General features: G+C 41.3%; 10 protein-coding genes and 1 rRNA gene. 1 reads left to right on the top strand and 10 read right to left on the bottom strand.

The genetic code is table 11. The features are described 5' to 3' along the window. Position 1 precedes the first annotated feature (1 nt). The 4 genes from PSH41_RS09880 to PSH41_RS09865 all read right to left on the bottom strand — a co-directional run bounded on the left by PSH41_RS09880 (position 2) and on the right by PSH41_RS09865 (position 5,101). Positions 2 to 328: a hypothetical protein gene (locus PSH41_RS09880; protein ID WP_004587238.1), complete on the bottom strand. Its 327-nt coding sequence runs from the start codon at positions 326 to 328 to the stop codon at positions 2 to 4. Positions 329 to 387: 59 nt separating this feature from the next. After that, the gene (locus PSH41_RS09875; RefSeq protein WP_004587237.1) at positions 388 to 2,055 is read right to left on the bottom strand and encodes an alanine/glycine:cation symporter family protein; all 1,668 of its coding nucleotides are present in this window, start codon (positions 2,053 to 2,055) and stop codon (positions 388 to 390) included. A gap of 158 nt (positions 2,056 to 2,213) precedes the next feature. After that, positions 2,214 to 3,341, bottom strand: a complete 1,128-nt coding sequence (locus PSH41_RS09870) for a M14 family metallopeptidase (protein WP_004587236.1) — start codon at positions 3,339 to 3,341, stop codon at positions 2,214 to 2,216. A 317-nt stretch (positions 3,342 to 3,658) separates the two neighbouring features. Further along, positions 3,659 to 5,101, bottom strand: coding sequence for a glyceraldehyde-3-phosphate dehydrogenase (locus PSH41_RS09865; RefSeq protein WP_273589986.1), 1,443 nt, complete (start codon positions 5,099 to 5,101; stop codon positions 3,659 to 3,661). A 174-nt stretch (positions 5,102 to 5,275) separates the two neighbouring features. Between PSH41_RS09865 and PSH41_RS09860 the strand changes: the two genes are divergently transcribed. Then, entirely contained in the window at positions 5,276 to 6,076 is an 801-nt protein-coding gene (locus PSH41_RS09860; RefSeq protein ID WP_004587234.1) for a DUF2989 domain-containing protein, read from the top strand. An 89-nt stretch (positions 6,077 to 6,165) separates the two neighbouring features. Here the strand turns inward: PSH41_RS09860 and ihfA are convergent, their stop codons facing one another. The 6 genes from ihfA to rrf form a co-directional block, all read right to left on the bottom strand. Next, entirely contained in the window at positions 6,166 to 6,465 is a 300-nt protein-coding gene (gene ihfA, locus PSH41_RS09855) for an integration host factor subunit alpha (protein WP_002960690.1), read from the bottom strand. Between the two features lie 2 nt (positions 6,466 to 6,467). After that, positions 6,468 to 8,855, bottom strand: coding sequence for a phenylalanine--tRNA ligase subunit beta (gene pheT, locus PSH41_RS09850; protein ID WP_273589985.1), 2,388 nt, complete (start codon positions 8,853 to 8,855; stop codon positions 6,468 to 6,470). Between the two features lie 15 nt (positions 8,856 to 8,870). After that, positions 8,871 to 9,851 carry a phenylalanine--tRNA ligase subunit alpha gene (gene pheS, locus PSH41_RS09845; RefSeq protein WP_004587232.1) on the bottom strand — a complete coding sequence of 327 codons (981 nt, stop codon included), beginning with the start codon at positions 9,849 to 9,851 and terminating at the stop codon, positions 8,871 to 8,873. Between the two features lie 82 nt (positions 9,852 to 9,933). Then, positions 9,934 to 10,644, bottom strand: a complete 711-nt coding sequence (gene hda / locus PSH41_RS09840; protein WP_198401346.1) for a DnaA regulatory inactivator Hda — start codon at positions 10,642 to 10,644, stop codon at positions 9,934 to 9,936. Next, positions 10,644 to 11,699: a DUF2066 domain-containing protein gene (locus tag PSH41_RS09835; RefSeq protein WP_055255312.1), complete on the bottom strand. Its 1,056-nt coding sequence runs from the start codon at positions 11,697 to 11,699 to the stop codon at positions 10,644 to 10,646. The genes hda and PSH41_RS09835 overlap by 1 nt, the downstream gene beginning before the upstream one ends. Before the next feature lie 496 nt (positions 11,700 to 12,195). After that, positions 12,196 to 12,310 (bottom strand): 5S ribosomal RNA (gene rrf, locus PSH41_RS09830). Positions 12,311 to 12,314 lie beyond the last annotated feature (4 nt).

Raw genomic sequence — 12,314 nt, 5'->3', positions numbered from 1 at the left:
GTCATCTTTTCTTTTTTAGAGTCACTAAAATAACGCGGTTTACTAAGTACCAAATACAGCCAACACCAATCGCTACTGTATACGCGTACCATTGCAGGGTTTCTTTTGCGGGTTGTAAAAAGTATAAGCAAAAAAAGCCACCTAAAAATAGTATGAGCGCCAAGAAAGAATGGTTCATAAACATTTGCTGTTTTTTAATTCGCTGTTCGCGCTGAAGCTGTTGTACCTGCTCAGAGTTAAGCGCGCCAATGTTACTATTGCAATGCGGACACTGCTGATGTTTATCTGAAATTGATTTTGCACATTTGGGGCAATGAATAATCGCCATACTACTCTCCATACTACGCATAAAAAAAGCGCCTTGCGGCGCCTTTTATTGTACTTGTTTTATTGCTCGTTGTCTTTTTTGAATTTAACCCAGTAGTCATCTACGGATTGTTTCATTTCTTTGCGCAATAACATAATGCCAAATAAGTTAGGCAAGGTCATAACGACAATTGCAACGGCTGCTAATTTCCATACTAAAGTGGTATCGGCAAACGAAGCCCAAAAGAACGCAGCAACATAAAATACGCGATACGGCATAACAGAGCGATTACCAAGTAAGTAAATCATGGCACGGTCACCGTAGTACGACCACGCAATGGCAGTAGAAAATGCGAATAACAATAAGCCTATCGATACTATGTATTGGCCGCTATCGCCAAAAAAGCCTCGGGTAAACGCTTTGGTTGTCAGCTCTGCTGAGTGCACTAACGATTTACCTATTAAACTAATGCTGTCGTCGGTTGGCATGCCGTTTTTAACTTCAACAATACCTGTGTACTTATGTTTGTCGGTAATACCAAAACGTATGTCTTCACCAATTGAGCGTGAATGTAATACGGTAAAGCCATTACTTGTTGGCTCGCCATTAACTACATCAATGTTGCCGTTGAATAGCTCTACCTTGCTATCGTTACCGTTTAGGTAATTGTATAGCTCTTGGCGCTGCGCTTCGTTGGTTTCTGAGTAGTCACCTTTAATAATGCTCATTGACGATCGTTCAAAATGTGTTTCGAATTTTTCATTCCACACACCCGACGATAAAATAACTAAGCCTGTTAATGTACAAATAATAATGGTATCGATAAACGGCTCTAAAATTGAAACCATTCCTTCAGACACAGGTTCATCAGCTTTTGCCGATGCGTGGGCAATGGGTGCAGAACCTTGACCGGCCTCATTTGAGAACAAGCCACGGTTTACACCTCTGTTAAATGCATACGCAAAAGAGGCACCTAAAAAGCCACCGGCTGCAGCAGAGCCTGTAAATGCATCAACAAATATTGACGCAAATGAAGGGCCGATGTTTTCAATGTTATAAAAAATAACACCTAACGCACCTATGATATAAATCACGGCCATAATGGGCACAACACGTGATGTAATAGCAGCAATACGACGAATACCACCTAAAATAACCAACGCAAGTAAAATAGATAACACAGCACCGGTTGCCATAGGTGCAAAACCAAATGTGGCTTCCATACCCTGCGCTATGTTGTTAATTTGTGGCAAACTGCCCGTACCAAAAGAGCTAATTACAGTGGCAACAGCAAACAAAATAGCAAGCCACTTCATGTTTAGGCGTTTATCCATGTAATACATAGGGCCACCCGCCATGGTGCCATCTTGGGTTTTTTCGCGGTATTTATGCGAAAGCGTAACTTCTACAAATTTGGTGGTCATACCAAAAAATGCCGTCATCCACATCCAAAATAATGCCGCGGGGCCACCAATAGAAATAGCCAAGGCTACCCCACCAATGTTACCTGTACCTACCGTACCAGAGAGCGCAGTAGCCAGTGCTTGAAAATGAGTTGTGTCACCCTCGGTGCCTTTTTTATCAAATTTGCCTGTAACTACTTTACACGCATGTTTGAAATAACGAATTTGTGGGAACTTTAAATAAATAGTAAAAAATAGACCGACTCCTAGCAGCACGTAGGGAAACCAAACTGCGCCCCCTAACATGCCATCTAGGCTATCTAAAAGTTGTCCGAATGCATCCACGCTAAATACCTCTTATTATTTTATTTGAGACTGTTGATTGTTTATTACTTACTCAGAGCTAGGTAATACGATAACTAAGCTATTGCGCACTTTTATTATTTGTTAATTTTGTAATAAAAAAGGGCAACATTTTAATGTTGCCCTTACCTTATACTAATTTATCTTAATTTATCAACGACATTTACGATTGCCGCTAAAGTATCTTGACCAAATTGATACGAGCGGCGGTCTGACCAGCCGTAATCTGGGTCTGGTAAGTCGTTATTGTCTTTAAAAGGCATCTCAATTGTGTAAGTAAGTGCTTTAAACTCTTCTGCCGTTGCAGATGAGCCAACTGTTAAATTAGCTTTGCCCGGCTCGTCTTTATCGTAACCGTGCTCATCTTGAAACTCTGGCGTTATAGTAAGCAGCGCTGCTTTAAAGCTATCTTCTAAGTCTTTTAAGCGGTCATCGTAGCTTGGAATACCTTCACTGCCCGCCACAAAGTTATAAGGAATAGCTTCATCACCGTGTATATCTAAATGCATATCGAGGCCAGTTTCGCGCATTTTATTCAATACTAAATACACTTCTGGGCTATTTTCCATGCTAGGCGTTTGCCATTCACGGTTTAAGTTAACGCCTTTTGCGTTAGTACGAAGGTGACCACGTACGCTGCCATCTGGGTTCATGTTTGGTACTACATAAAATACAGCTTTTGATAAAAGAGCAGCGGCATGCGGGTCTTCATCATCTAGTAGTTTGTGTAATAGCCCTTCTACAAACCATTCTGCCATAGTTTCGCCTGGGTGTTGGCGCGCTGTGATCCAGATTGTTTTTTTATCTTCACTAGGCTGACCAATTTTAAGCACGCTCATATCACGGCCATCAAGTGTTTCACCTAATGTTTGTAATTGGCAAAGCTCTTCGCTTTGCGCCCAAGCTAATAAATCTAAATGACGGTCGTAGCTATATGGCGCAAAGTAAGCAAAATATACACTGGGGCATTCAGGCTCTAGTTCAAAGGTAAGCGTGCCATTTTCGTAATTTGAAGGCACACGGAACCATGTTTGACGGTCGTATGAGGCAACAGCTTGGTAGCCTTCCCATCCATCTGGGTAGGCAGAGTTTTCTAAATTATTAATGTTTAACTTATGCAGTTGATAAGGCGTTGTTTCTAGGCGAAAGTGAAACCACTGGTAAAATTCAGACTGGTGATCGTTGTTTATCTCTAATTGAATATTTAACGGATCGTTGGCTTCGATAACCTTTATGTTACCACTATCAAAATTGCTGCTGATTTTCATGAAAAAACCTTAAGGTAGAATAAGTTTATCTGCTTTGTTAGGCACGTTGATATTTTGGATTAAATTGACTCTATTTTTGGGTCACTAAATTACAAAAAAGAGCGGCCTAAAAGTGCAGAACTGACACTATTTAAAACCTGTACTGTGGATGATTAAGCTATCCCAAGCAGATTGCAGGTTAAATAGTAAAATGCATTATTGAATGAAATCAAATAAGCATTTCAATAATTAAAGCCTACCACACAGGGTACACTTTAAAAATATAACGCGACTAAAAAAGCCAGCAAAAAAGCTGGCTTAGTATAATTGCGTTTAAATTAGCGAGGTAAGCTTGGGAAAGCAACTTCAGCCATATCACGCATACAACGAACTACTTGGCAGCTGTAGCCAAATTCATTGTCGTACCATACGTATAAAACAACGCGGTTACCTTCAACAATTGTTGCTTGCGAGTCTACAACACCTGCGTAGCGGCTACCGACTAAATCGGTAGATACGATTTCGGTTGATGCGGTGTAATCAATTTGGTCACGCAGTTCTGAATGCAGTGCTGTTTCGCGTAAAAACGCATTTAGCTCTTCAACAGAGGTGCTGCTATTAAGGTTTAAGTTTAATATAGCAAGCGACACATTAGGTGTAGGCACACGAATCGCATTACCTGTTAGCTTACCTTCAAGCTCAGGAAGCGCTTTAGATACCGCTTTAGCTGCGCCTGTTTCGGTAATTACCATATTAAGTGCAGCAGCACGTCCACGACGCTCTGCTTTGTGGTAGTTATCAATAAGGTTTTGATCGTTTGTGTATGAGTGTACGGTTTCTACGTGGCCGTTATTAATACCAAACTTATCGTTTAATGCTTTAAGGGTTGGCGTAATCGCATTGGTGGTACAGCTTGCTGCACACACGATTTTATCTTCAGCCTTAATGTCTTGGTTATTTACACCATAAACAATGTTTTTAATGTTGCCTTTAGCCGGTGCTGTTAATAGTACTTTTGCAGCCCCTTTAGACTCTAAGTGCTGACCAAGGCCTGCTTCGTCTTTCCAAATACCAGTGTTATCAACTACGAGTGCATTTTCGATACCGTAAGCGGTGTAATCAACTTCACTTGGCGAGTTAGCATAAATCACTTGGATGTAGCTGCCATTCGCTTTAATTGCATTACGCTGCGTGTCAATTGTGATTGAGCCATTAAATGGACCATGAATTGAATCGCGACGCAGTAAGCTTGCACGTTTCTCAAGGTCGCCTTCTTTACCGCCACGTACCACAATTGCGCGTAAACGTAAGTCGGCATAAGGGCCTGATTTTTCGATTAGTAAACGTGCTAACAAACGCCCTATACGACCAAAGCCATACAATACAACATCACGCGGCTCTTTGGCTGGTGAGTCTGCAATTTCGGCTAATTCGCCTTTAACAAATTCATCAACTGTGCGGCCATTAGCAGCATCGCTGTACAAATAGCTATAAGCAAGTTTACCAATATCAATACGTGCTGAGTTTAGCTCCATTTTACTAATGGCTTCTAAAAACGGAAAGCTTTCGCGTAAACGTAATTTAGTGCCTTCAAATTGCGCTACAGTTTTGTGTGATTTGATAATATCGATAGTACTGGCATTAACGAGAGGACGGCCATATACAGCGATTTCTATGCCACGGTTACGATAAAGCTTACCAATGATAGGTTGCATGCTTTCAGCGTAATCTTGGCGTTCTTGCCAACTATTTGTATATTCTAATTCGTGAGATGAGGTCATTTTATTTACCTAATTTAATCATTTTGAACGGATAGCCTTTAAAAATGCATTAGATTTTGAGAGTAATGCACTTCAGGCAGGGCTATTCTAAGTTAATCTAAAGTTATTCTCTACTGTTAGCGCACAAATGATTGCGCTAGAATAGTAATGTATATATTCATTTGAGGTTAAGGGATGGTTTTAAGAGCAAGCGCAATACTAACAATGCTAGCGTTAACAGGATGCGAAGAACCACTGACTCTCGCTCAGGTATGTAAAGAAACACCTGGCTTTTGTAGTGATTTAAATAAAGATAGCCATTGTAAAAATGAGCGCTCAGAGGTTATTTTAAAACGCTATATAGAATATAAAAAACCCACAGATGAAAACAAATACCAATTGCTTAAGGGATTTGAGTCGTATAATCAATGTATTACTTTAGCCGCAAAAATAGAACATATTAAACTAAAGTCTAAAACAACATCGCGTATTGAAGGTCAGCTTACTAGCATTAAAGAGATGACCCGACTTTATCAAGACACAAAAAACACTAACCACCCAGGTTTGCTTTACTATCATTGGTCACGTAACAATGAGCAAAGTGCGCTGACTCGTTTACTTGCAATGGAAAATGATGAAAGCGTAACCAATAGTGCAGAAATGCAGTTTTATCTAGCCTCTTATTACATTAAGTTTGACGATGAAAAAACAATTGATTTGCTATATAAAACGCTTGAGCTAAATAAACAAGGTCAACAGCCAAACCCTGAAGTGTATACCTCGTTAATCAGCTTGTTTTATAAACATGATAAATATAAGCACGCTTACATTTTTTCGAAAGTGGCGCAAAGCGCTGGCATTGAGAATATAGATTTACTACCCATTGAGCACCAACTGATGAGCGATGGTAAAAATTTAGATGCGCTCGATGCCCTTGCTCAACAAACGTATGAACAAATACAAAACGGTGAGTTTGTATCGCCGCGAGAATTTTAGGTAAGCAAAACCCCTGGCATTTAATGTGTTTTAAAACATGATGCCAGATGGTTTTCTTAAATAAAAAAGGCAGCTTACGCTGCCCTTTTTTATTTTGCTTTGCTTGTGCCCACTTCTACACGGGTTTTAAGCTTTTGACCTGGTCTAAAGGTCACCACGCGGCGCGCCGAAATAGGAATGTCTTCTCCTGTTTTCGGGTTACGGCCTGGTCTTTCTTTTTTATCACGAAGATCAAAGTTACCAAATCCAGAGAGCTTAACCTGCTCGCCTTTTTCAAGCGCTGAGCGGATTTCTTCAAAAAACGCTTCAACTAAATCTTTGGCATCTTTTTTATTGATCCCGAGCTTTTCAAATAGGTGTTCAGCTATGTCGGCTTTAGTAAGCGCCATATCTAGTCCCTCAACGATGCATTAAACTTTTCGGCCAATGTGGCCACCACGTTATCAACTACCAGATTGATATCTTTCTCTTCGAGTGTTCTATCAACCGCCTGCAGTGTTAGAGCAATCGCCAAACTCTTATAATTTGGCTCAATACCTTTGCCCTTATACACATCGAATAAGTTTAGGTCAACCAATTGATTTCCGCCAACTTTTTCTATTGAGCTTAAAATATCACCTGAATTAACGCTGTCAGCCACTAAAATCGCGATGTCGCGGCGATTTGAAGGGAATTTTGAAACCCCTACAGCTTGCGGTAAATTTCTTTTTTCTATTGCAGACATTTCTATTTCAAATACAAAAGTTGCGTTATTGATATCTAACGATTTTTGCACTTGAGGATGAAGAGCACCAAAAAATCCTACCTTTTTACCTTCAACATAAATAACTGCTGATTGGCCTGGGTGTAAACCGTCTGACTGTTCTGCTTTAATTTCAAAACGGCTTGTATCGTTGGTGATTGCTAATAAGGCTTCAACATCACCTTTTAAGTCGTAAAAATCAACGTTGCGTTTTTGCTCAACCCAATGCTCGCCGCGTGCAAGGCCAGTGATCACACCGCCAATGACAGGGACTTGCTGCAGGCCATTTTCTGCGCTGTCGTCGCTGATAAATTTAAGACCATGCTCAAATAAACGAATACGTGGTTGTTGACGGTTTTGATTATACGCAACCGATGCTAAAAGCCCTGGCATTAAGCTTACACGCATAGCCGACATTTCAATTGAAATTGGGTGCGGCAGTATAAGCGGATTACTTTGTGGGTGTATAATAGCTTGTGCTTTAGGGTCTACAAAGCTGTACGTAATTGCTTCTTGGTAGCCACGTGTCACTAACGTATTGCGAAACTTACTTAGCGCAATTGTTGACTCGTCATGTGTAGTCATTTTTAACTTTGCGGTTGGCGCAACATTTGGAATACTGTTGTAACCATAAACACGAGCAACTTCTTCAATTAAGTCTTCTTCAATACGAATATCAAAGCGGTAGCTTGGAATATCAGCGCTCCAGCTGTCGTTTTCAAACTTAACGTCTAACCCTAAACGAGTCAGAATATCAGTCACTTTCGCATCGTCAATATGATGACCAATTACTCGGTCTAAACGCGCACGACGTAGGCGTACTTCTGTCACCTTTGGCAGTTTATCAGCAGCCACAGCTTCTACAACAGGGCCTGCTTCGCCGCCAACAATATCAAGTAATAAAGCGGTTGCGCGTTCCATTGCATCGTGTTGCAGGGTAAAATCTACGCCACGCTCATAGCGGTGTGATGCATCGGTATGTAAGCCGTAACTACGGGCTTGACCTGCAATTGCGACTGGGTTAAAAAACGCGCTTTCTAATAAAATATCAGACGTTTTTTCTGTTACACCTGATTGCTCACCGCCAAAAATACCGGCAATTGCAAGTGCTTTATTATGATCGGCTATCACAAGTGTTGATTCGTTCAGTTTTGCAGTATTGCCATCAAGCAATACTAACTCTTCGCCTGCATTGGCGCTGCGAACCTTAATGCCGCCTTCAATTGCATTTAAATCAAATGCATGCATTGGGTGGCCAAGTTCTAGTAATACATAGTTAGTAACATCAACAACAGGGTCAATTGAGCGAATCCCACTACGGCGAAGCTTTTCAACCATCCAAAGCGGTGTTTCTGCATCAAGGCTAATGCCTTTGATTACACGCCCTAAGTAACGCGGACACGCGTCAGAATTAACAAGCTCGATAGATACTTCATCGTCAATAGTGCCGCTAACTGCTGGAATTTGTAGCTCGTTTACATCAACGCTGTTTAATACACCTACTTCGCGTGCAAGGCCTTTTATACCCAAGCAATCACCACGGTTTGGCGTTAAGTCAACATCAATTATGTTGTCATCAAGGCCTAAGTATTCGCGCAGGTCTGTACCAATTGGCGCATCGCTTGGCAATTCCATGATGCCGTCGCCTTCTTCGCTAATACCTAGCTCAACAAAGGCACACAGCATACCGTGTGATGGCTGACCGCGTAATTTGGCTTTTTTAATTTTAAAGTCACCCGGTAAAACAGCGCCCACTGTTGCAACAGCTACTTTAATGCCTTGGCGACAGTTTGGCGCGCCACACACAATATCAAGTAGCTCATCGCCACCTACATTGATTTTAGTAACGCGAAGTTTATCTGCATCTGGGTGCTGTGCGCATTCCACAACTTCACCAACCACTACGCCGTTAAAATCCGCTGCCGCGCTCTCAACTGCATCAACCTCAAGGCCAGCCATAGAAAGCTGTTCCGAAAGAGCTTGCGTATCAATAGCAGGATTTACCCACTCTCTTAACCACTTTTCACTAAATTTCATTTTATATTTTCACTCTTAACGGAACTGGTTTAGGAATTTTAAGTCATTTTCAAAAAATGCACGTAAGTCATTTACGCCATAGCGCAGCATGGTTAAGCGCTCTACGCCCATACCAAAAGCAAAACCGGTGTATTTTTCTGGGTCAATACCTACTGACTTAAGTACGTTAGGGTGAACCATGCCACAACCTAATACTTCAAGCCATTTACCGTCTTTACCCATAACATCTACTTCAGCTGAAGGCTCTGTAAATGGGAAGAATGAAGGACGGAAACGAATTTCCATGTCTTCTTCAAAAAAGTTACGTAAGAAGTCGTGTAAAATACCCTTAAGCTCTGTGAAGCTTACATCAGTATCAACCATTAAACCTTCTACCTGATGAAACATCGGAGTATGCGTTTGGTCGTAGTCGTTACGATATACTCGACCTGGCGAAATAATTCGCAGTGGCGGTTGCTCTGTTTCCATAGTACGAATTTGCACACCACTTGTTTGGGTACGCAGTACTAACTTAGGATTAAAATAAAAGGTATCGTGATCAGCACGCGCTGGGTGATGCTCAGGAATATTTAGCGCATCAAAGTTATGAAAATCATCTTCTACTTCTGGGCCTGATTTAACTTCAAAACCTAGCTCGCCAAAAAAGCTTTCTATACGCTCGATTGTGCGTGTTACCGGATGAAGGCCACCCGTAGGCATTACGCGCCCTGGTAAAGTTACATCAATTGTTTCAGCTGCTAGCTTTTCTTCAAGCGCTTTACTTGCTAAAAGCTCACGCTTTTCGTTAATGGCTGCTTGTACATCTTGCTTAGCTTGGTTAATTACTTGGCCTGCTTCTTTGCGTTCTTCAGGAGCAATTTTACCCAGTGTTTTAAGTAAGCTTGTGATTTCGCCTTTTTTACCAAGGTAATTAACCCTGATCTCTTCTAGTTGCGCGATTTCACTGGCACTGGCAACTGCCTCAAGTGCTTGCGCTAAAATATTTTCTAAGTTCATTCGATACCTGATCTTTCACAGAAGGTGATTACAATTTTGTTGACTAATGATAACTGAAAGCAGGGTCTAGATTCTAGACCTACTACAGCTTTAACGTTGATTTTATGAAGGGAATTGTTAATTTTCGTTGTGCGGCCATTGATGCATGATCTAATTTGTCTAATACGTCTAATAAAGCACGCATATCACGACTCAAGCGAGTCAATAAAAAGCGCGCGCATTCATCGCTTAGTTCAAGCCCACGCATATGCGCTCGCTTAACCAGTGCTTGTGCTTTATCATCATCACTCATTGATCGAATTTGAAAGGTGGTTCCCCACTTTAGCCGAGACTCTAAGTCGGGCAAGCTGATATTAAGCATGTCAGGGAGCAAATCGGCCGTAACCACTAACATTTTTCCGGGCTCGTTAAAGCGATTAAAAAAGTTAAAAAGGGCTTTTTCCCATGCGTCATTACCAGCGACTAAGTGCACATCATCAATACATAATACATCAAGTGCTTCTAAACCATCTAACACCATAGGGCCAAAGTCGATAACTTCACGCATAGACAACAGCATGTTTGACAAGCCACGCTCTTGGGCTTGTATACAGGTTGCGTACAATAAGTGAGATTTACCAGAATCGCCTAAGCCGCACAAATAAGTGTACTGAAATTTGTTGGCAAGCTTTGAGAAGCTCGCTTTAAGGTGGTTTACCTCTAAAGAGTCTTCCCCACCAAAATAAGATGCAAATGTTTCATCGTCAGGTAAGGTGACTGGTAGTGCCATTTGCATTGGCTCAGCACTTAGCATTACTCACCGACCCACTGATACTCAAGACTGTTTTTGTCTACAACATGGTAAAATGCGCGAGGGTCAACATAATCTCTAAAGGCACTATCAAGACCAAGGCCTTTTTTAAGATCGCCTACACTGCCGGTGTGGTTAAGCTTAAACTCAACAAATTCTGGGGTTTTGCGCATTATTGTTGCTTGCGTCACTACACTCAAACTTTGTAGACGACGCTTTGCAAGTTCAATATCGACAAAGCTTTGAGTGCCTTTTAAGGTAAGCGTAGCCGCTGCCTGTTCATAATACGCGTTAGGGTCGATAGCGTATTCATTGGCTAATCCCAACGCTAAGCTGTCTATCATCTGGCCTACTATTTGTTGTTTATCACCTTCAAGACGGTTTGAATCGAATAAGTCGTCATTAGTAAAACGCCAGTCTAAAATCCAGGTTTCGCTGTCGGGCTCTTGATACATTCTTGCTGTAATGCTTCGCTCTGCACTATAACGGCGCGACGCCTCTTCCACAGGCTCTGAAAAATTACCCCATACTTCAGGAATGCCAACCAAACGTCTGTCTTGTAAATCTAATAGCGGCACTACAACGGGTAAACCACGTCGACCGGCTTTGTCATATATAAGCTGCTCTAACTGAGGATAGCTTTCTTGCGTAACAAGTTCTCTACGCCAGTTATCTTCAATACCTAACCAAATAGCAACTAATGGGCGCTGGACGCCCCAAAGAGGTAAATTTAATTCTTTAATTAATTCATTTATTTTACGCGCTTCAAATTTAACAACTAGATTAAGCTGTCCATTCGCTTTTTCGTCGTATTCAAACTTGAGCATGTAATCTGAAATGTTTTTGGTGCGTTGTTGAGCAAGCCTATTTTGATCAGCAGATTCATCCCCGCTTACCTTTACTAATACATTGAGTAATGCTTTGCGGCTAGCGGCTAAACGCGTGTCTCGACTTTTATCATCGACTTTTAATATATCTTGATACAGATCAGTTACTTCAACTGCCGACACAGAGAAACAAAATATAAATGATATGGCACTAATTAATAATCTATACACTGGCTATTAGTTCTTGGTTTTAAACTATTTTGATCCTAAATCAAAGCCAGTAACAAAGCAAAATTATATTTGTAATCTAGCTATGTTGAATAAATATTGTTTATCTTAAAGCTTAAAACAGAAACAAATAGCTACTTAGCTATATGTTAAATGGGTTGTGATTGGTGAGCCGAGCCTTATCCGCGGGTTTCGTGATACTCAACCCACGCTACGGAGGTGGTGATATTACGTAAAGACATGTATTTCACTTTTCTGCGGACGTAAAAAAGCCCGGCTCTTTCGAGTCGAGCTTTCTTGTATTTGAAGTTTGGTGATGTCGTAGTGCCCACAGCGGTAGAGAGTCACATAGCAAATGCTACATTATCATTGTGTCGGGTCGGCCTTTCGTAGGGCTCGCCCTCGAGCTGTTTCGTTTTTCAACTGAGTTCGGCTATTTATTAAATCCCAGACAACAAAAAACCCGTTACATCGCTGTAACGGGTTTCTCTTATTTGGAGCCTGGCAATGTCCTACTTTCACATAGCAAATGCTACACTATCATCGGCGCTGTTTCGTTTCACTACTGAGTTCGGCATGGGGTCAGGTGGGTCCAAAACGCTATGGTTACCAAGCAAA

Origin of the sequence: Pseudoalteromonas sp. CST2 (genome assembly GCF_028599385.1) — a bacterium.
In the GTDB taxonomy this organism is placed as follows: Bacteria; Pseudomonadota; Gammaproteobacteria; order Enterobacterales; family Alteromonadaceae; genus Pseudoalteromonas; species Pseudoalteromonas atlantica.
The sequence above is the reverse complement of the archived record's forward strand: the minus strand, read 5'-3'. Positions and strand labels throughout refer to the sequence as shown.